General features: G+C 60.6%; 23 protein-coding genes. 13 read left to right on the forward strand and 10 right to left on the reverse strand.

The annotated features are described in order from the left end of the window. Nucleotides 1–10: 10 nt before the first annotated feature. Together ACZ6WW_RS17365 and ACZ6WW_RS17370 are read right to left on the reverse strand one after the other, a co-directional pair. Entirely contained in the window at nucleotides 11–928 is a 918-nt protein-coding gene (locus tag ACZ6WW_RS17365; RefSeq protein WP_465275295.1) for an oxidoreductase, read from the reverse strand. Beyond that, on the reverse strand, nucleotides 925–2,049 hold the full coding sequence (locus tag ACZ6WW_RS17370; RefSeq protein WP_465275296.1) for an MBL fold metallo-hydrolase: 1,125 nt from the start codon (nucleotides 2,047–2,049) through the stop codon (nucleotides 925–927). The genes ACZ6WW_RS17365 and ACZ6WW_RS17370 overlap by 4 nt, the downstream gene beginning before the upstream one ends. Before the next feature lie 104 nt (nucleotides 2,050–2,153). On the opposite strand from ACZ6WW_RS17370, the gene ACZ6WW_RS17375 reads away from it, so the two are divergent. After that, complete coding sequence (locus tag ACZ6WW_RS17375) at nucleotides 2,154–2,747, forward strand: TetR/AcrR family transcriptional regulator (RefSeq protein ID WP_465275297.1); 594 nt, start codon at nucleotides 2,154–2,156, stop codon at nucleotides 2,745–2,747. A gap of 160 nt (nucleotides 2,748–2,907) precedes the next feature. On the opposite strand, the gene ACZ6WW_RS17380 is transcribed toward ACZ6WW_RS17375, so the two are convergent. Then, entirely contained in the window at nucleotides 2,908–4,119 is a 1,212-nt protein-coding gene (locus tag ACZ6WW_RS17380; protein WP_465275298.1) for a multidrug effflux MFS transporter, read from the reverse strand. 283 nt (nucleotides 4,120–4,402) lie between these two features. Here ACZ6WW_RS17380 and ACZ6WW_RS17385 point away from each other — a divergent pair, with 283 nt between their 5' ends. Both ACZ6WW_RS17385 and ACZ6WW_RS17390 read left to right on the forward strand, forming a co-directional pair. Next, nucleotides 4,403–4,801 (forward strand): ExbD/TolR family protein, encoded by a 399-nt coding sequence (locus tag ACZ6WW_RS17385; RefSeq protein WP_465275299.1) that lies wholly within the window; start codon nucleotides 4,403–4,405, stop codon nucleotides 4,799–4,801. Between the two features lie 162 nt (nucleotides 4,802–4,963). After that, a complete protein-coding gene (locus ACZ6WW_RS17390) occupies nucleotides 4,964–5,464 on the forward strand; it encodes a VOC family protein (RefSeq protein ID WP_465275300.1) in 501 nt (166 codons plus the stop codon). A 53-nt stretch (nucleotides 5,465–5,517) separates the two neighbouring features. Here the strand turns inward: ACZ6WW_RS17390 and ACZ6WW_RS17395 are convergent, their stop codons facing one another. Further along, nucleotides 5,518–5,859 carry a zinc ribbon domain-containing protein YjdM gene (locus ACZ6WW_RS17395; protein WP_465275301.1) on the reverse strand — a complete coding sequence of 114 codons (342 nt, stop codon included), beginning with the start codon at nucleotides 5,857–5,859 and terminating at the stop codon, nucleotides 5,518–5,520. A 49-nt stretch (nucleotides 5,860–5,908) separates the two neighbouring features. After that, a complete protein-coding gene (locus ACZ6WW_RS17400) occupies nucleotides 5,909–6,493 on the reverse strand; it encodes a hypothetical protein (protein ID WP_465275302.1) in 585 nt (194 codons plus the stop codon). A gap of 245 nt (nucleotides 6,494–6,738) precedes the next feature. Here ACZ6WW_RS17400 and ACZ6WW_RS17405 point away from each other — a divergent pair, with 245 nt between their 5' ends. From ACZ6WW_RS17405 to ACZ6WW_RS17430, 6 genes are all read left to right on the forward strand, one after another. Further along, entirely contained in the window at nucleotides 6,739–8,379 is a 1,641-nt protein-coding gene (locus ACZ6WW_RS17405; RefSeq protein WP_465275303.1) for a multicopper oxidase family protein, read from the forward strand. Between the two features lie 346 nt (nucleotides 8,380–8,725). After that, on the forward strand, nucleotides 8,726–10,771 hold the full coding sequence (locus ACZ6WW_RS17410; RefSeq protein ID WP_465275304.1) for an alkaline phosphatase family protein: 2,046 nt from the start codon (nucleotides 8,726–8,728) through the stop codon (nucleotides 10,769–10,771). 77 nt (nucleotides 10,772–10,848) lie between these two features. Then, nucleotides 10,849–11,313, forward strand: a complete 465-nt coding sequence (locus ACZ6WW_RS17415) for a DUF3617 domain-containing protein (protein ID WP_465275305.1) — start codon at nucleotides 10,849–10,851, stop codon at nucleotides 11,311–11,313. A 149-nt stretch (nucleotides 11,314–11,462) separates the two neighbouring features. Then, a complete protein-coding gene (locus ACZ6WW_RS17420; RefSeq protein WP_465275306.1) occupies nucleotides 11,463–11,813 on the forward strand; it encodes a hypothetical protein in 351 nt (116 codons plus the stop codon). A gap of 46 nt (nucleotides 11,814–11,859) precedes the next feature. Further along, the gene (locus ACZ6WW_RS17425; RefSeq protein ID WP_465275307.1) at nucleotides 11,860–12,174 is read left to right on the forward strand and encodes a hypothetical protein; all 315 of its coding nucleotides are present in this window, start codon (nucleotides 11,860–11,862) and stop codon (nucleotides 12,172–12,174) included. Between the two features lie 128 nt (nucleotides 12,175–12,302). Further along, nucleotides 12,303–12,569 (forward strand): hypothetical protein, encoded by a 267-nt coding sequence (locus ACZ6WW_RS17430; protein WP_465275308.1) that lies wholly within the window; start codon nucleotides 12,303–12,305, stop codon nucleotides 12,567–12,569. A 64-nt stretch (nucleotides 12,570–12,633) separates the two neighbouring features. On the opposite strand, the gene ACZ6WW_RS17435 is transcribed toward ACZ6WW_RS17430, so the two are convergent. From ACZ6WW_RS17435 to ACZ6WW_RS17445, 3 genes are all read right to left on the reverse strand, one after another. Next, on the reverse strand, nucleotides 12,634–13,800 hold the full coding sequence (locus tag ACZ6WW_RS17435; RefSeq protein ID WP_465275309.1) for an AAA family ATPase: 1,167 nt from the start codon (nucleotides 13,798–13,800) through the stop codon (nucleotides 12,634–12,636). Between the two features lie 90 nt (nucleotides 13,801–13,890). Further along, nucleotides 13,891–14,154: a DksA/TraR family C4-type zinc finger protein gene (locus ACZ6WW_RS17440; protein ID WP_281849511.1), complete on the reverse strand. Its 264-nt coding sequence runs from the start codon at nucleotides 14,152–14,154 to the stop codon at nucleotides 13,891–13,893. Nucleotides 14,155–14,270: 116 nt separating this feature from the next. Next, nucleotides 14,271–15,017, reverse strand: a complete 747-nt coding sequence (locus tag ACZ6WW_RS17445) for a glutathione S-transferase family protein (protein ID WP_465275310.1) — start codon at nucleotides 15,015–15,017, stop codon at nucleotides 14,271–14,273. 266 nt (nucleotides 15,018–15,283) lie between these two features. Between ACZ6WW_RS17445 and ACZ6WW_RS17450 the strand changes: the two genes are divergently transcribed. Continuing rightward, the gene (locus ACZ6WW_RS17450; protein ID WP_281849513.1) at nucleotides 15,284–15,610 is read left to right on the forward strand and encodes a hypothetical protein; all 327 of its coding nucleotides are present in this window, start codon (nucleotides 15,284–15,286) and stop codon (nucleotides 15,608–15,610) included. A gap of 62 nt (nucleotides 15,611–15,672) precedes the next feature. Continuing rightward, nucleotides 15,673–16,212: a Spy/CpxP family protein refolding chaperone gene (locus ACZ6WW_RS17455; protein ID WP_465275311.1), complete on the forward strand. Its 540-nt coding sequence runs from the start codon at nucleotides 15,673–15,675 to the stop codon at nucleotides 16,210–16,212. Between the two features lie 69 nt (nucleotides 16,213–16,281). Here the strand turns inward: ACZ6WW_RS17455 and ACZ6WW_RS17460 are convergent, their stop codons facing one another. After that, nucleotides 16,282–17,457 (reverse strand): DUF1444 family protein, encoded by a 1,176-nt coding sequence (locus ACZ6WW_RS17460; protein ID WP_465275312.1) that lies wholly within the window; start codon nucleotides 17,455–17,457, stop codon nucleotides 16,282–16,284. A 198-nt stretch (nucleotides 17,458–17,655) separates the two neighbouring features. Here ACZ6WW_RS17460 and ACZ6WW_RS17465 point away from each other — a divergent pair, with 198 nt between their 5' ends. Both ACZ6WW_RS17465 and ACZ6WW_RS17470 read left to right on the forward strand, forming a co-directional pair. Beyond that, nucleotides 17,656–17,835, forward strand: coding sequence for a DUF1737 domain-containing protein (locus tag ACZ6WW_RS17465; RefSeq protein WP_281849516.1), 180 nt, complete (start codon nucleotides 17,656–17,658; stop codon nucleotides 17,833–17,835). A gap of 22 nt (nucleotides 17,836–17,857) precedes the next feature. Beyond that, entirely contained in the window at nucleotides 17,858–18,313 is a 456-nt protein-coding gene (locus ACZ6WW_RS17470) for a GFA family protein (RefSeq protein WP_465275313.1), read from the forward strand. On the opposite strand, the gene ACZ6WW_RS17475 is transcribed toward ACZ6WW_RS17470, so the two are convergent. Then, nucleotides 18,310–19,707, reverse strand: a complete 1,398-nt coding sequence (locus ACZ6WW_RS17475; protein ID WP_465275314.1) for a serine hydrolase domain-containing protein — start codon at nucleotides 19,705–19,707, stop codon at nucleotides 18,310–18,312. The two genes, ACZ6WW_RS17470 and ACZ6WW_RS17475, sit on opposite strands and share 4 nt — an antisense overlap. Between the last annotated feature and the right edge of the window lie 89 nt (nucleotides 19,708–19,796).

Consider the following 19,796-nt stretch of genomic DNA (forward strand, 5'->3'; position numbering starts at 1 on the left):
TAGCTTCGAATCAGGAAAACGACACGCCGGTCAATTGCGCGGACAGGTCCCACAGGCGTTTGGCGACCGTGGCATCTTTTGCGCGCGCGGATACCTTTGCCTCGGTCGACGTACCGCGCATCTCGAACCAGCCATCGGGGCCGTAATAACCGGCCGGCTTCGCATCGGGTGCCGTAGCCGCCTGCAATGTCGGCCACGCGCCGTCTGCCGCGGACTGACTCATGAACGGCTGTAAAAGCATGCTGAAGCGCGACAGGAACGAATCGGTACCGGGGCCATTGGGGATCAGCTCGGTACGCGCATAGCCCGGGTGCGCCGCATTGCTCAACAAGCGCCAGCCCTGCGCATCGCTGCGCCGCTGCAGCTCGAGCGCGAACATCAACATCGCCAGCTTCGACTGGCCATACGCCCTGGTGGGTGTATAACCGCGCTGCAACTGCAAATCATCGAGGTAAATCTTTCCGCTGCGATGCATCAGGCTGCTGAGGTTGACTACGCGCGGCGCGGGAGCCTTGCGCAACAGCGGCAGCAGGCGCCCGGTCAACGCGTAATGGCTGAGGTAATTCACACCTAGCTGCATTTCGAAACCATCGATAGTCTCCTCCCGCTTGGGCAAAGCCATCACGCCAGCATTGTTCACCAGCAAGTCGATGGGGCGGCCTTGCTCCAGCAAGCTTGCGGAAAAGTCGGCGACTGAGGCCAGGCTCGCCAGATCCACGCGCGCAAAATGCACGTTTGCATTTGGCACGGCCGCGCGTATCGATGCCAACGCATCGCGTCCCTTATCCGCATTGCGCGCGGCAAGAATCACTTCGGCTCCGTGCTGCGCCAATGCCAGCGCGGTCTCGTAGCCAAGGCCACCCGTGGCGCCGGTGACGATAGCAAGCTTGCCCTGCTGCGAGGGCATGTTCTGGGCCGTCCAGCTCACGTCGCACTCTCCGACGTCTTGATCGACCGCTGCGGCATCGATTCTTTCTCGAACGAACGCCACCACGGCGCCAGCAAGGGCGAATCGGGCGACACGGTTTCGCCGGGGCGTGGCTGCACCAGCCGAACGCCCTGCTCTGCCGCCAACGCGCGCGCACGCTCCGCCGGCTCGTCCCAACGGTGCAGCGCCAGATCGAAGGTACCCCAATGCACCGGCATCATCGTCATGCCGCGCACCATCTGGTGTGCCGCTACCGATTGCTCCGGCAGCATGTGCACGTCCGGCCAAGCTTCGTTGTAGGCACCGCACTCGATCATGGTCAGATCGAACGGCCCATAGCGTTCGCCGATCTCGGCAAAGCCTTTATGCATGCCGGTGTCGCCGCTGAAGAACAGGCGCTCCCGACTGCCGAGCACCACCCACGACGCCCATAGCGTGCTGTTGCCGTCGCTAAGACCGCGCCCAGAAAAGTGCTGTGCAGGCGTCGCCGCCAAGGTCAGCGGCCCGAGTTGCGTTTCCTGCCACCAGTCGAGCTCGACGATCTTGGCCGCATCGATACCCCAGCGCTGCAGCCGTTGACCGACACCAAGCGGTGCATAGAAACGCGGCACGCGTTCGGCCAGGGCCAGGATGGTGGCGTGGTCGAGGTGATCGAAGTGATCGTGCGAGAGCACGACCGCATCGAGCGGCGGCAACTGCTCGACACTCAGCGCTGGCGGGGTAAAGCGCTTGGGACCGGCAAATGAAAACGGCGAGGCGCGATCGCTCAATACCGGGTCGGTCAGCAACCGCAGGCCATCCAGCTCGATCAAGGCAGTGGAATGGCCAAGCCAGGTCACGCGCAGTGCTTGTGAGGTCGGACCGTCCAGCACCTCGCGGCGCACCTGAGCGACTGGCAAGGCCTCACGCGGCGTACGACGGATGCCGCGGGCGAGCCAGTACAGCTTCGCTACGTCGGTAATGTTGCCCTTTCTTGTCGCCGCGACATTGCGGAAACGCCCGTCACGCCAGCGCTGCGTACCGGCATAGCGGTCCTGATCGCGTGCCCGGCCGACGCGGCTGCGCCATGCCATGCCCACGAATCCTGCGGCTACCAGCAACACGACCCATACCATGCTCATGATCATCTCGGAAATGTAAACGGTAGCGTTTACTTTATGCCTGGGCGCGCAAGAAGTAAACTACCCCGTATACTTTTGTTCAGCCACGCTTAGCCGGAGCCACCTTGAATCGCAGCGCCAACAAACGCCAAGCCTTGCTCGACGCGGGTATCGAAGAGCTGATGATCCAGGGGCTTGCCGGCGCGAGCATGGAAGCGATCGCCAACCGGGCCGCCGTGTCCAAGCGCACGCTCTACAAGTATTTCCCGTCGATCGACGCGGTTTTCAGCGAAGTGATGGACCTGATGGTCGCGCGCGTCGAGCCTTTAGGCCGCATGCGTTTCGACCCCGGTCGCCCCTTCGGGGAACAGTTGCGCGAGATCGCGCAGAAAGAAATGCAGCTGATCTGCGACGAGGAGTACACCCGCCTCAGCCGCGTCCTGATGATCGAGGCCATGCGTTCGCGCGAGCAAAGCATGCGACTGATGACGCGCTTTCACGAAAAGGAGCTGGGCCTTTATCGTTGGTTTGCCGAGGCGCACCAGGCAGGACAACTCGGCGATATCGCCCCCACGCTCGCCGCCGATATGTTTACCGGCTTGCTTAAATCCTGCGCTTATTGGCAATCGGTGATCGGCTGGCAACCGGCGCCTGAGCTGGCTGTGCAGACGACGATGATCGATGAGGCGTGCCGGATGTTTTTGGCACGACTGGCTTAGAAGGCTCGCTTCGCATCGCCTCTTGCGCCCCCTCACCCCAACCCTCTCCCCCGGCAGAGCCAGGGGAGAGGGGGCACACTGAGGCAAATTTGAATCGTGCGAGCTTTTAGCTCCCTCTCCCCTGGCTCTGCCGGGGGAGAGGGTTGGGGTGAGGGGGCTCTTAAGCCGCCTCGGCAGGCTGCTCCCGCAGATACCGCCGATGCCGCAACGTCACCTGCGCCAACGTAAAAGCGATCAACGAGCAACCGGTAATCCCAGCCACCATCGGCAAGGCCGTGCCGTTGAAGAAACGACCGATCACGCCGACCACCACCGCCCCCACCACGAATTGCATCGTGCCCAGCAGAGCCGCTGCCGTACCGGCGATCTTGCCGTGATCGTCCAGCGCCAATACCGCGGTACTCGGAATCACGAGGCCAAGGAAGCCGTAGCCCACAAACAGCACGGCCATCAACACCGGCAACTGGTTGAAGCCCGCGAGATTGAGCAACAACAGCGCCAGCATCGTCGCGGCGTAGCCGGTCACCGCCGTACGTACCACTTTGGCCAGGCCGTGCTTTGCACCCAGCTTGCCGGCAAACTGCGCCGCGCCGATAAAGGCGATCGCGTTGATGGAAAACGCCATGCTGTACTGCGTTTCGGTCAGACCGTAGTGATTGATCAGGATGAAGGACGAGTTGGCCAGATAGGCGAAGAAGCTGGCCACGCCGAACGATCCGATAAAGATCAGCCCAAGATAGTGGCGATCGCGCAGCAACGTCCTGTACGAGCGCAATGCCGAACCAAAGGTGCTATCCACACGCAACTCGCGCGGGCGCGTTTCCTTCAACACTGTGATCGCCAGGATCAGACCGCATATGGCCGCGCCCATCACGGTCCAGAAAATGCCACGCCAACTGGTAAATTTGATCACCATGCTGCCCGTCAGCGGCGCCAGAATCGGTGACACGCTGAATACCAGCATCAGCAATGCCATCAGGCGCGCGGCATCGTGGCCGGTGTGCATATCGCGCACGATCGCACGCGGGATGACCATGCCCGCACAGGCACCCAGCCCTTGCAAGAAGCGGAAAGCGATCAACGTATGGATATCTGGCGCGAGCGCACAGCCGACGCTGCCGAGCGCAAACACCACCAGGCCGAAATAGATCGGCGTCTTGCGGCCGAGCATGTCCGATACCGGGCCATAGATAAGCTGGCCGATGCCGAGCGAAATGAAGAACGCCATCAGGCTCATCTGCGCGGTATCGACGTCGGTGTGCAGGCTGTCCTTGATCGAAGGCAGCGCCGGCAGGTACATGTCGATGGCGAACGGGCCAATCGCCGACAGCAGACCAAGAATGATCGCCGCCCCAAAAAACCGGGAAGTCATGAAAAGTCCTTTACGAAAGAGCGCCGTGAAATCATCAGGACGACGCGAGCTGGCTGGGGTGCCGCAGCTAATTATTAAACTATTTGGTATAGAAATTCAAGCCCCCACGAATACAACAGGGGCACATTGCAGGATAGCAGCGTAGCGCCCGGCTCTGACGCCATCATGACGCCCATAACGCGCAGTGGCATGCAGGCTCGCCACACGATAGGCTGAGCTCGCCTGGCCTCCCCGCTTCGCGCCAGGCATCGACCACAACGCACGCTCGCCCAGGAGGAAGAACATGGCTTTCTCTGCACGTGTTTCCAGTCCCGCCATCTCGACCATCAACGTCACACCGCTAGTCGACGTACTGCTGGTGCTGCTGATCATTTTCATGATCACCGCGCCGGTGATAACGCACAAGATTCGCACCGACTTGCCGCAACCGGGCCGCACCACCGCCACCGACAACGTCGATCCGATCCGGCTGTCGATTCAAGCCGATGGCAGCATGACCTGGAACGACGCCCCGATTACCGATGCACAACTCGGTGCGCAACTGTCGCTGGCCGCGTCGCGCACCCAACAGCCTGAGCTGCGTATCGATGCAGCAGACGGTGCTCAATACCAGGCGGTGGCCCACGTCCTTTCACAAGCGAAGTCAGAGGGCATGGCACGTATCGACTTCGTCGGGCACTGAGTTTCTTCGTGCGTATGGCGACCTGGCGATATGCCAGGTCGTTTGCATCGTTCGCTGCTTATTTTCAGGCCGTGTCGATCTGGCCATCCGCCGTTCGTCGTTTCCAGGAGGGCCTGCTACCGAAAGGGTGGCGCCCCGCCCAAACCCGATGAGGACATGCCGATGACTACCCGTTTCCAGCGCATCTCGCCGTTTCTCTGGTTCGACAAACAGGCCGAAGAAGCCGCCAGCTTCTATACCAGCGTGTTTCCCAATTCCCGCATTCTTGACAAGGTGCACTACGCCAAGGAGGCATCGGATGCCTCCGGCCAACCGAGCGGTTCGGTCATGACGGTTCAATTCCAGCTCGATGGTCAGGACTTCACTGCATTGAACGGTGGCCCGGTGTTCAACTTCACGCCCGCTCTTTCACTGGTGGTCAACTGCCAGTCCGAAGACGAGGTCGATCATTACTGGAGCAAGCTCACCGAGGGTGGCGACGAAAGCGCGCAACAATGTGGCTGGCTGAAGGATCGCTATGGCTTGAGCTGGCAGGTGGTCCCGACCGAACTGATCGAGATGCTCAAGGGGCCAGACGCTGCGACGGTATCTCGCGTGACGGCGGCCATCATGCATTCGAAAAAACTCGACCTGAAGACATTGCGCAAGGCAGCGGCGGGCTGAACCGTGCACTGGAAATGCGCCCTGCTCCCGGAGAGGGCGCAAAACAGCCGACCTTAAGCCTTGCGCAGGAAACAAACCTTGAGAACAAGGCCCTTGATCTTGTCCGAGTGACCTTCGATATGTTCGGCGTCGCCACCGACGAGACGGATATTGCGAATCACCGTGCCCTGCTTGAGCGGTATCGACGATCCCTTCACCTTGAGGTCCTTGATCACTACTACCGTATCGCCGCTCTGCAACGCATTGCCGTTGACATCGCGCACGATCGTCTCTTCATCGGAGATCGCGTCGGCAACCATCGGCCATTCGTACGCACAGTCCGGGCAGATGTATTGCTCACCGTCGGGATAGGTATTTTCCATGCCGCATTGCGGGCAGGCGGGAATCGTGGACATGACGTACTTCGACATTCGAGGGCCGCACATCATAAAGGCTCGGCGAGATTCATGCTGTCGATGCGACATAGAGCGCCATCCCGCTGGCAACGGTAACGTGTGCTTCGAGCATGAGCCCTGGTCGTTGCATGGCCTCGCAATCGCCGGGGCGAAGGCGTCGGCCATCAAGGCCGCGGATATAAACAAAGTCCCAATTGACATCGATGCCGATCAACGTATCGCCAATCAACCAGCGAAAGCGGGGCAACCGACCTTGCCGCGCGCTCGATATGCCGTCCGATGCGAGTAGCGGCCCTCGAATCACGCGCTTGATACCTGCCTGGTAGTCTGCGCGCGCCAGGTGGCATTGACGAAGCAGGCTCGGCAAGCATCGCAGGCAGAGGAGACCGAGTAGCGCAATACCGGCAAGGGTCGCTAGCGATGCGCCGCCCTTTTTCTCCTGATAGAGCGCCCACCCGGCGCAAACCTCGCCAAGCAGCAAGCACGCCGCCAACAACACTCGAACCAGAAAACGCTGGCGCAGCCGCGCTTGTTCCGCACCGGTCAATGGCGCGGTCGTAATGGACGCTTCGGGCGACGCACCAAAAGGTTGGTATCTTTTTGGAACACCTTGGTTATTCAAAAGATCGGACACGGGAGCAACGATGCGGCGAACCCTAGGCGCGCAACACCCTGCCCACCATAGGAGCAATACGAAACTTCAGCATCGACGGACCGCTTTTCCAACGAGTTCACAAAACTTCCACAGAAAAGTGCCGACCGCCACATGACTGTCATATGGAATGCCTAGGGTTGTCGGATGACATGCGCATTCCGTTTCAGCGGCCTCCTTGCCGCCGTGTTGAACTATTCGTGCAGCACCCTTCGAGGCGACCGGCCATGACCCTGTCGCGACGTCGCTTTCTCGCAGGCGCGGGCGGTCTCCTGGGCGTCTACGCGCTAAGTGACGTCATGCGCCTGGCACAGGCACAGACCATGCATATGCCCATGAAACAGCGCATGGCGATGCCGACCTTGGCCGCACCGAAGGTGCCGATCGTCAATCCGGCGCATCTGGCGCGTTTCGTCGACCCTTTACCGATACCGCCGATCGCGCGTTCGACCGACATGCGTACACACCCTGCCTATCCGGGCAAGAAACTGGCGTATCACCGTATCGAGATGCGCGCGTTCCGCGCCAAGTTGCACCGCGACCTACCCGCAACCCCCATGTGGGGTTACAACGGCCTGTCACCGGGACCGACGATCGAAACCATGCGTGGCGAACCGCTGCTGGTGGAGTGGGCAAATGCGTTGCCCGCCAAACATTTCCTGCCGATCGACCACAACATTCACGGCGCGGAAAGCAGCAAGCCCGAAGTACGCACTGTCACCCACGTTCATGGCGCGCGTGCACCGGCCGGTAGCGACGGCTTTCCGGAAGACTGGTATGCGCCTGGCCACTCCCTGCAGTATCACTATCCCAATGGACAGGACGCGGCCACCCTGTGGTACCACGACCATGCCATGGGCATTACCCGGCTCAACATCTATGCCGGCCTGTTCGGAACATTTCACGTACGCGATCCGGAAGAACAGGCGCTAGGCCTGCCTTCAGGCGAATACGATGTGCCATTGATGCTGTATGACCGGCTGATCGCCGAAGACGGCCAGCTGTATTACCCGGTATCGGACGACCCCGATGCGCCATGGGTATCGGAGTGCTACGGCAACGCCATGCTGTGCAATGGCAAGCTGTTTCCTTATATGGACGTGGAGCCGCGTCGGTACCGGTTCCGGCTGGTCAATGCCGCCAATACACGCTTCTTCGATCTATCGCTTTCGCGCGGCAGCTTTCATCAGATCGCCAGCGACCAGGGCCTGCTGCCTGCGCCGCTGGAACGCACGCGCGTGGAGCTTTATCCCGCCGAACGCGCCGATGTCGTCATCGACTTCAGCGGCCTGGACGGGCAATCGGTGCAATTGCGCCATCAGGCCGATGCCATCATGGAGTTTCGCGTGCGCGACAAAGGCCGCGCGGACACGTCGAAACTCCCGACGAGTCTGCGCCCGGTACCACGCATCGATATAGCCAGCTCCGTGCGAGAACGCATGTTGACGCTCGGCGAACAGGACGACTCGGGCGGCAACCCCATGATGATGTTGCTTGACGGTAAAAGCTGGTCCGATCCAGTGACCGAAAAGCCCAAACAGAACAGCACCGAGATCTGGAGCTTCGTCAACATCACCGGCGATACGCACCCGGTCCACTTGCATCTTGTGCGCTTTCAGGTGATCGATCGCAGGCCCTTCGACATCTTTGCCTGGAACGCCCATCGCACCGTCAAATACACCGGCCCCGCTCGACCGCCGGCGCCGCATGAGATGGGGTGGAAGGATACGGTGCGTGCGGATCCGGGAATGGTGACGCGGATCATCATGCGCTTCGAGGGCGAGCCGGGGCGGTATGTCTGGCATTGCCATTATCTCGAGCACGAGGATAACGAGATGATGCGGCCGTATGAGTTGTTGCCTGCGTGAGGCAACCGAGGGCGCCGTAACTCCCATTTCGCCTCAGCCTCCCTATTTCGTCATTCCGGCCTGCGCCGGGATGACGGATAGGTGAATTGAGGCGAAGGGCAATAACTTGCGAATAGACGTCCAAACCTACGAATAAAACGTGACCTGACTCCCCATCGCCGCGCGCTGTAGCCGCACCGTCACAAACCACGTAAAGCGTGTCTTCCTAACGCCAAAGCAACGTCATGTATACCGACGACACTGCTTGGCGGTCGATGCGATTCCCTGTCTTTCATTCGCATCGATTAACCAGGGGGACCACGCTCGATTCGCGACTTCCATGACGGGAGTTGCTGGGGATCAAGTTATGTCCAAGATGTTCGGCCAAAAGCGGCTTCATCCGCTGTTTCTCGGCATGCTGGCGACCGGCCTTGCTGGTGTCGTCAGCGCACAAACTACAGTTGCACCCGACAAAGACGCCTCTTTCAGGAAAGACATTCCGACCGCTCCCCTGCAAAGCCAGCAGGGTCTGCCGGGCGGCGTGGTGACCTTGCATCGTCCTGGCAAGGGCGGTGGCGACAACAGCAGCAACACGCAGACGCCGATCAAACACGTCATTTTGCTGATCGGTGAAAACCGTACTTTCGACCATGTCTACGCGACTTATAAGGCGCCGCGCGGGCAGACCGTGTTCAATCTGCTCTCCGAAGGCATCGTCAACGCAGACGGTACGCCGGGACCGAACGTCGCCGCCGCGCGTCAGTTCCAGGCCACCCAGAGCGGCAGCTACGAGGTCGCTCCGACCCGCACCGTGCCGTACGAAACGCTGCCCGCCATGAACACCGGTGGTGCGCCGACCCAGGCACCGTTCGCTTCCGCCGCACAGGCGCAGTCGATCGAGCCGGCACTGCCGGACGATGCGTATCAAGAGCTTGCCGAAGGCGGCACGGGTCTGCCCAGCGGCGTGGTCGACACGCGCTTCCCGGGCAATCTGACCAATGCACCGGTCGATATGCACGCCTCGATCAGCTACAACGACTACGCCAACAGCCCGGTGCATCGTTTCTTCCAGATGTGGCAGCAGCTCGATTGCAACATCAAGGAAGCGACCAACAAGAACCCCAGCGGTTGTCGTGCCGACCTGTTCCCGTGGGTCGAAGTGACGATGGGTGCGGGCAATAACGGCGTGACGCAGCCGGCCAATTTCACCGATCAGAGCACCGGTGAAGGCTCGACCTCGATGCAGTTCCTCAATATGGCCCAGGGCGATGCGCCGTACTTCAAGGAATTGGCGCAGACCTATGCACTCAGCGACAACTTCCACCAGTCGGTGATGGGCGGCACGGGCGCCAACCACATCATGCTGGGCTACGGCACGCTGATCTACTACGCCGACGCCAAGGGCAAGCCGGCAACACCGCCGACCAACCAGATCGAGAATCCGAACTCGCAGGCTGGCACCAACAACTGGTGGGTGCAGGACGGCTACGGTGGCGGCTCGTATGTCAATTGCGCGGATGAAAGCCAGCCGGGCGTCGCCTCGGTGAAGAAGTACCTGCGCTCGCTGCCGTACAAGACCTTCAACGGCACGGACTGCAAAAAGAACGCTTACTACCTGGTCAACAACTACAACCCGGGCTACCTCGGCGACGGTACCGCCGCACCGCTGGGCGCGCAGCAGTTCACCATCCCGCCGTCCACGCAGGAAAACCTCGCCACCCTGCTCGAGCGCCATCACGTGAGCTGGAAGTACTACGGTGAAGGTTGGGGCCAGGGCAAGGAAAACGGTGAAGCCGGTACGTTCTGCAATATCTGCGATCCGTTCCTGTACTCCACCCAGGTCATGACCAACCCGGACCTGCGCGCGAACAACCAGGACATCAACGATCTCTATACCGATATCCAGAACAACACGCTGCCGGCGGTGTCGATCGCCAAGCCCGATGGCATTCTGGACGGCCATCCGGCGTCCTCGAAGCTCGAGCTGTTCGAAGGCTACGTAAAGAAGATCGTCGACATGGCCAAGGCCAACCCCAAGGTGTGGGCTGACACGGCCATCGTGGTGACCTTCGATGAAGGTGGCGGTTACTACGACTCGGGCTACATCCAGCCGGTGGACTTCTTTGGCGACGGCACGCGCATCCCGATGCTGGTGATCTCGAAGTACTCCGAAGGCGGTCGTGTGGTGCACACCTATTACGACCACGTCTCGTTCGACAAATTCGTCGAAGCCAACTGGGGCCTGCACGATCAGATCTCCGATCGCAGCCGCGACAACCTGCCGAACCCGATCGCATTGCCGCGCAACCCCTACGTGCCGGTCAACGCTCCGGCGATCGGCAACATGATGGACATGTTTGATTTTGGACGGCATGACCGCAAGGACGACGTCACCGCAGCGACCACGGACTGATCGCCTGCCTTGACACCTGTGCCCTGCCTGGGTAACCAGGCAGGGCACACTCTTTTGATCGAGAGCCACGCCACCCGATGAATATCCTTCCCCGGCCCCGCCGCCGCCCGCTGCAGATCGTTACCCTTGCAACATTCAGCCTCGCCGCCGCACTGGCCGCTCCCGCCGGTCATGCCGACCCCGGCGACTTCGGCGCCATGCCCGGCCTCTGGAAAATCGTCACCCGCCTGTTCAGCCATGGGCAATGGGGCAAACCTGTCGTGCAATGGCATTGCGTCGACGAGGGCGCCGATCCCTGGGCATCGTTCAGCCATATCGACCCGCCCGCTGCGCATCAGTGCCAGCAGGCCGATCAGCGCCGCAGCAGTACCACCCTCGATTGGACCCTGCGCTGCGAAGGAAAGGGCGCGGCCGCCATGCACGGCCATGTCGGTTTCGACGAGGCCGAACACTACACCGCCAGACTCACCCTGCCCGACGGCAGCGACGTAGCGAGGGTGGAAGGAAAGCGCTACGCGGCCTGCACCAGCCCGGCCGATTGAGGCTCCATACACGCAGATCGGAGCCGTGAGTGACGGTTTGGGCGTCTAGGCGTCCGCTTGACTGCGAAATTTTCCGATACCCAAGACCCAAGCCCTTCCCCCACACTGTTGCTGTCGGTCCGGCCCACCGACGACGAAAGGGGGAAGCTATGCGCCGTATCGCACTCATAATCACGCTGAGTCTGCTCGGCACGCACGTTCTCGCCGAGACGGTTGTCGAAGACACGCCACCGGCTGCATGCGTCAGTTTTGCCCGACCGTTTTACCTGATCGCGCGCAATCGCGACCGTGGCGTCACCAAGGCAAGCGCCATGTCGAACTTCAAGCACAACAAGAATCGCGAAGACGACGCCGATCCCAATGCACCGGAAAACTGGATGGCTACGACCGTCACCACGGTCTACAACTATCCGAACGTCACACCCGACGAGCTGCAGAACCGGGCACTGAAAGCCTGTTCGGTCGATGCTACGGGCAAGATCCAGTTCAAGGGGCTCTAAGCTTAGAATCCCGAGGCCGGCATCCGCGACCTTGCTCAAGGCCTTTATGAACGACTTGCCCGAGGCCCTGACAGGGCTGCACGACGCGACACTCGCATCGGTCGAATTCGACTGGTGCGAACGGCGCTGCACCTTCTTTTTTCAGGGCGGCCCCGGCGAAGGGCTTCAGCACGAATTTTCGATTGTCTTCAACGATGTCACCAAACTGACGATTCCGTCCGAACGCCCCTGGGGACCGTCCCTGTCGTTACTGGAAGTCGATAGCGTCGATACGGGACGGTACGTTCTGGTGATGCAGTCGGGCGACGAAATCTGGATCTCTGCCGGCCAGGAACCCATCCGGGTTTTGGGAAACGAGTGACCGAAGCGCGTTTAGCTTTGTGATTTCCACGTAAGCCATGCGAACCAAGAACGATCTAAACGCGCGGCCGAAGAAAACTGAACCGTATCCTCACCATCTTCTAATAAGTGCCAACGCATAGTGGGCGTGTGGGAAAGCTCCACGCCGCCGCCGAGGTCATTACCATGTTCGCCAACACCACGACCCCGACCCCGTCGCCCGTGGAAAACTGGCTGCACCGCATATTGCACGCGGTGCGTCACGTCACAACACCGCAGAAATCCGAGTGCGACTCCGCTCGACCGCTGACGCGTCGACAGATGTTGCTGATGGCGCAAGATCAAAAGCGTGCCCAAGAGCGCGCACGCTGCGCCGAACTGGCACGTATCGCCAAACAGCAAAAGCATCAAGGCTGATTCACGGATCAGGCTGCACGGACTTTTTGATAACCCGGTGGCAGTGCCGCCTGTGGGCGGACACTTATCGACCAGGCCAATGCCAAGCCGGCTTATCCAGCAACCCCTGGCCAGCGACCTTCGTTTCGCTCAGTGTTTTTTCCAGATGGATCGAATGGCAGTCGTCTGCCGCCTCGAGCGCGGCAATCAAGCGCGATGCATGCGATACCACCCAGACCTGGCTACGCGAAGACGCATGCACGATCAATCGCGCCAGCGCCGGTAACAGGTCGGGATGCAGACTGGTCTCCGGTTCGTTCAGCACCATTAACGGCGGCGGACGCGGCGTATGCAAAGCGGCGATCCATAGCAGGTAACGCAACGTGCCATCGGATAGCTCGGCCGATCTCAACGGCCGCAACAAGCCGGGTTGGCTGAACTCCAGCACCAGACGGCCGTCGCTGTCGACAACACTGACCTGGCCGCCGGGAAAAGCATCGTCCACCGAGGCATCGAGCGCTTCCCTCTCGCCCAGTTCGCAAATGGTTTGCCAGGCCGCAGCAAGATCATGGCCATCGTGGCTCAGCACCGTCGTGCGCGTACCGAGTTGCGCCATGCGCGCCGGCGCGTCGGCGTCGGAGCGGAAGTGATCGTAGAAGCGCCAGCGCCTGATCGCGTCGCGCACATCGAGCATCTCCGGGGCGCGCTGCGCGTCGGCCACATGCGTAAACATGCTTTCGAAACCGCTTATATGCTGCGCCAGCACCTGCCACGACTTGCCCGCGCGCGCGCGAATCATCGGGCCCCGTCGTTCCACCAGCATATTGGCCTGACGCAAGAACGGTCCCGCCCAGATCACTTCCGATTTGATCTCCGGATCGAGCGAGAACATCGAGCCTGCCGGCAACTGGTTCGGTAAACCGAAGTCGATGGCGTAACCGAAATCCGTTCCGGAAAAGCCCAGTCGCAACGCCTTGGGCTCCCCTCTTGCCGTGCCTTCGATCGCCACCTCGCCACGCTGCATTCTTCGCGACAACTCCTCGGGGCCGGCCCAGAAGGTCGACGACAAACCGCCTTCGCGCGCCAACGCACCGACCACGCCGCCTTGTGCCGTTTCGGCAAGCAGACGCAACGCGCGATAAAGATTCGATTTGCCGCTGCCATTGGCACCGGTAACCACGTTCAAGCGTCCCAGCGGCACGATCAGCGAGCGCAGGGAACGATAGTTGGCAATCGCCAGCGTGGTCAGCATCGGGCAATCCCTTGCGGTGCGTCAAAGCGCTTTTTTATCACCGCCACGCAAAGGCCGCCAGACAGTCCCTGCCCTCGCGAGGAGGTTTGTTCAACGTAGCTGGCTATCCTTGCTACCGCGACGGTTGAATAGCGCCGCGCCACGCTCCGCATCCAACGCCTCCTGGCACGCCACGCACAGACGCACTCCCGGGACGGCCTTGCGCCGTGCCTCGGGGATAGGCGCCTCGCACTCTTCGCAATGCGTAAGCCCCGGACCTTGTTTCAATTGCCGACGCGCCCGCTGGACTGCGTCACTGACCGTCGCGTCGATCTGGTCCTGAACGGCGCCGTCGCCTGCCCAACCTGTGGCCATGGGAGTCTCCGGGAAGTGCACTCAGGGCGAAGCGTCGCTTCGCCCGAACCGCATTTATGGCGGCGAGATTCGAAAAATCAAGCGATTGAGGACGTTACGCCGCCTCATGCGCAAACTCAAGCCGTCTCAAGATGGCCCTGCCCGCTGGCCACATGCTCGGGAAAATACTGCCGCATCATGCGATCGACATAGGCAACCAGGGACGGATGACGTTCCGCGCCGTGGCGTAAAGGCGATTCGAAAAAGGGCGTCATTACCGACGCGAGCACGCCAAAAGCGGTCGCATCGACCGCGCTATGTCGTTCGCCGAATAGATAACGCTTCTCCCCGAGGAGCACCGCCAGCGTGTCGATCGAACGCAGACCCAGCGCTGCGATCTGATCACGCGAATGACGCCCAAGACCATGGCCACGCAGGTCGTCGAGCTTGCGAGCCTGTATCTGCTGGCGTAGCTGCACGCGATCGGCTTCTGGCGCCCTGTCGGCAAAACGCGCCGGCCCCTTGGCAAAGTTGTCCGGATCGATCCAGCGAAACCACACCATCGCAAAATACAAATGGTCTTCGAGCAGCCGCTCTATCGCCCACGACTCCGCACGTTGCCGCACATCCAGGCCATCGTCCAGATCCAGCTCGTACTTGCGCTCGATATGCGCGCGGATAAAGGTCGAATCGCTGACGACTTCGCCCTGATCTTCGATATAGGGCACCTTGCCATGGGGCGCTTGCGGTGGGATGCAAAAGGCCTTTTCAAAGGCCAGCCCCGCCATCTTCAGTTGCACCTCGGTCTTGAGCACAAACGGGCTGGTCTCGGGCATGCCAAAGCCAGCCCCCGTGGAATACAAGGTAATACCGGAAACTGACATGCCAGGCGTCCTGTCGTGGGAAGTTACGCCAGTGTGGCCGGGTCCTGCTGACAACGTCCTGTCAGCAGGCAGCCGTTTCCGACCCCACCGCACAAAACCATCACACTCGCTTTGAGTAAATCCGTAGCCGGTATACCCTTGCGAGCGCCAGCTGCCAAGGAACAGCACTCTTGCAGGGAATCTGGCTGTCGTTTCGAGTACATCGCGCCGGCGCCCTTGCCGGCCTTAATCACGCAACGGATGTTGCACGTGAGGAGGTTACGCTGATGTCCCGCCTTTCATTCGTCTCGATCTGTCGACAATGCGTCTTCGCCATGGCGGCGCTGAGCATGATCGCCGTATCCATGCCGGCCGATGCCCAGCGCTATCGGCATGGCGGCTATCATCGTCCACCACCGCCACGCTACTACGGCCGTGATCGCCACCGCGGCGGCGGCTCCGGCAATGTGATCGCAGGTGCCTTGCTCGGCGTCGTCGCCGGCGCGGTCATCGCCAACTCCGCTTCGAATGCTTCGCAGCCGCCGCCGGCGGTGGTCTATCGCGATCCACCGCCGCCACCGCCACCGGGCGTGTATTACGACGACGGTTATTGAGCAGCGCGACGCTGTCGCCACGGAACGCTTTTTTCCCGAACGCCTCGAATCGGAGCATCCCTATGAAGAACGCCATTCGCAAGGTCGCCCTCCCTGCCCTGCTATCGCTCGCTGTTTTTGCGCCGGCGGCATGGGCACAGCAATCACCGACACCATCGAGCGATGCTGCAGCAAGCACACCCGCCAAGTCGCACGCGCAGCGCCGCGCCGATTCGGTGGAACGGCGCATCAACGACCTGCATACGCAGCTGAAGATCACCGACCAGCAATCCAAGCAATGGGACGCCTTTGCCCAGACCATGCGTGACAACGCGCAAAATACCGGTCAGGCCTTTCACGAACGCTCGCAGAAGCTGTCGACGATGAGCGCGCCCGATGCGATGAAATCGTATGCCGATCTTACTCAGATGCATGCCGACAACATGAAGAAGCTCTCGTCCTCCTTCAGCGACCTCTATGCCGTGCTGTCCGACGAGCAGAAGCAAACCGCCGATACCTTGTATCGCAATCAGAAAATGGGACACAACAAGGGCCCGCATAACCGGCACAAGGGCGGCAAACCGGCCAGTTCCTCTTCTGCAGGCGCTGCCGCCACGCAGTGATCGATCGTCGGTTGTCTGATACAAAGGGCCAGGTACGACCTGGCCCTTTTTTATGGTTCCGAAACTTTGTCAGGCAGGGCTGCGATCAGGCACGTTCCACGCGCTTTCGGCGTGCTGCTTCAACCGATGCATCTGATCCTCGGAAGGAAAGCCGCTGACCCGATAGCGTTCGGGCAGCAAGTGCGGCTCGCGGCTCAAACCACCGAGCACTTCGACCACGATGTCCCAAGGCACCGAGACGATCTCCTTGACCGCCGTGCAATAAAACCAGACATAGTCGGCACGCGGGAGTAACGCATCGACGTTGCGTGTCCATTGCACCGAGCTGATAAAGCCACCGAGCTTGTCGTTTTTGAACACCCGGTAGCTCGCCACGAAAATATCGATGTTTTCCTTTTCGTGTATCTGGTCGAGCAGTTTTTTCTGATCGTCGTACACGCTCATCGTGCCGCGATACCTCGCCTGGCGAAAGCGCTCGCTCGCCGGCAGGTTCTCATCGAATGCCGACCATTGACCATCGCGCAGACGGAACAGCTGATATCCCAACGGCCGCGTGTTCGTTTCCAGTACTTCGACCGCAATATCGGCCAGTTCGGCGATGCCCTGGTCGTTGCCGCTGCCTGTCACCAGCAAGTGGTCGCGCGACGGAATCGCAATCACCGGATCGCCCTGAATCGGTAGCCGATAAAGCATATCGGTCAGCAATAACCGGGAGGCGTCAAAGACATCGCTCCAGGCCGACAGGAACACGCCATGGGGGCTAACCCGGAAATTCGGCTCGGTACGATCGCGCAGATTGTCCATCGCCCGCTTCAATGCCGTGTCGAAATCGAGCCCCCACTCGTCGAGCTTGTCCTGGGACACGGATGTCGTAGCGTGCGCGGAATCGACCACCAGCGTAATCACCAGGCGATCAAAGAACGGCTTTGACGGCGCAAGTTTATACGCCTTGTCGCCATCGGCCAGACGTGCCATCAGACGCGCGAATTCGAAGGCCGCGCCGTCGCGGATCACCGGCATGAGATTGGCGAGCGCCGCCTCGCGATCGGACATATCTGCGGGGGCGACGAACGCCATGATGTACTTGTCCAGCACATCGGCCCGATTGCCACGGGCAGCTTTTTGATAGTCCTGAAAAACATTGCGCAGATTGAACGTCATCGCGCAATCGCGCGAATCCTTGAAACTGAGGCTGAAATCGCGGCTGTTATAGACGATATCGCTGAATGCACCCATTTTCGGCATGCGCCGCATCGCCACCGACGCAAACCGGTCGGGCGTAAGGTCTCGCCGAAAAATATCCAGGATGCCCACGAATCCCCCGATTCGGAACAGCAAAGCCACATAGATACCTTTTTACAGCAAATCCAGGCACATGGCGCACCTGCTTACGGGGTGCGGCCGCGATCGCCTATGATCCAGGTCTCAACTGGAGACCGCAGCATGTCCGACACCCCACCCGATGGGCTTCCCAGATACCGGCTGTTGACCGGCAAGGACGACGCCTCGTTCTGCCAGCGGGTTTCCGAAGCGCTGGCGCTCGGCTATCAACTTTATGGCTCGCCCGCCGCCACCTTCAATGGCGAACACGTCGTGGTGGCCCAGGCCATCGTCTGGCCCTGATCGGGTTTCAAGGAGCAATCGCATGTTGATTCACGGCAAGTGCCACTGCGGCAACGTGGCTTTTTCCCTGACCTGGACACCCGACCCGACCGAGATCCCCGCGCGTGCATGCACGTGTACGTTCTGCACCTCGCACGGTGCCGTATGGACGTCCAATCCGCAGGGCGCGCTCGAGATCGTCGTGAACGATCCGGCGATGGTCTCCCGCTATGCTTTTGGCACCGAGACCGCCCAATTTCTTGTTTGCTCGCGCTGCGGTGTCGTACCGGCATGCATATGCGTTGCCGAAGACCGTCTCTACGCCGTCGTGAACGTCAACACCTTCGACAATATCGACCGCGCCCTGTTCAATCATGGCACCGTCAGTTTCGATGGCGAGGATGCCATGTCGCGCGTAGCGCGTCGCCAACGCTATTGGATCGGCGATGTCACCTATGTAGAAAGCGACAACCGCAACGTGTCCGCGCACACGGGCTAATGGGACGTAGCGGTCTCGCCGGCAACTCGTGGCATTGGCAGGGCCGGATCGTCGCCGCCTTCGAAGTAGTCCAGACGGACGACCTTGCCGCTTGCATCGCGCACCGGCGTGAAATAGCTCAGCTCGTCAGGTACGAAATACAGCCGCTGATCGACGGTAAGCATCAACGGCACCGCATGGCGGTTGCTGCGCTGGCCATAAAGCTGACCGTCCTTGATGGAGAGCGCCTCCGTCGTAGCGTCATCGATACGATAAACACCTTCGAAGGCGCGTAGCTGATCCTCAGTGGGCTTGGCGGGCTCCGGGTCGGCATACGGTCGCCCCAATGCGATCGCAGCCATCCGACGCGCCATGGTGCGGGCATCGAAGTTGTCGTCGTTGGCCAGGACAACGACGGTAATGTCCTGTTGAGGCAAATACGCCAGCGCGGAAGCGAACCCGTCGATCTGGCCGGTGTGCCCAACCATCTCGTTACCACGCACCTGCCAGATATACATGCCAAATCCATAAGGATGCGTCGATGCACCCGATACATTCGCGACCGCCGTCGTCATTTGTTTGAAGCCGTCGCGCCCAACTACTTTGCCTTGTGCCAACGAACGCATCCAGTGCAAGAGATCGCTCGCGGTGGACACGAGGGCGCCCGCAGCTGCCGGCACGCTGGCGTTGATATACGACGCGTTCTCGACATGATGATTTGCGTTATCCGTGGTGTAACCGGCTACGCGCCTCGGGACGATCCTCGCGTTGTCGCCGTAAGCGGTCTCTTTCAGGTCCAGCGGCTCCAACAGGGTCGTGCGCAGGGCGTCCTGCCATGGCTTGCCGGTGACTTTTTCAATCACGGCACCCAGCAAGATATAGCCGGCATTCGAATAGGCAAAACGCGTACCTGGAGGAAACGACGGCTCGCGTTTCTTGATCTCGGCAATCAAGGTCGCGGTATCGACCTTGCGGGCAAAAAAGCCCGGTTGCGGGTCATGCACGATATCGGACACACCTGCCGTGTGGTTAAGCAGTTGACGCAAGGTGATCGTTTCACCGTTGGCAATACCGGGAACATAGGTTGCGAGCTTGTCGTCAAGCGACAATTTGCCGAGCTGGGCAAGCTTCACCACCAGTGCCGCGGTAAACATCTTGGTGATCGAGGCGATTCGAAAGGTCTGGTCCGCTTGAAGCGGTACGCCCAACTCTATCTGTGCACTTCCCCGAGCGGCTCGATAAATGATCTCGTCCCCCCGGGCTATCAGGATTACCGCGCCAGGCCCGTCGCTCGATGTCGCACGCTCCAGGGCAGCCTGGGCCTGTTTCGCGACAATCGCCGATGTCGCCGGCACCGCGACGGCAATCGGCGCCAGAGCGGCCATGACAACGAAGCAGAACGAACGCATGACCATGATGGATATCCCGCAATAGCGCAATAAAACGAAACCTCTACATCCATGTTGAGATGCGGTGGCTCCCGTTTCAGTTTAAAAGCATGACA

The sequence above is a fragment of the Dyella sp. NPDC103356 genome (assembly GCF_055584465.1).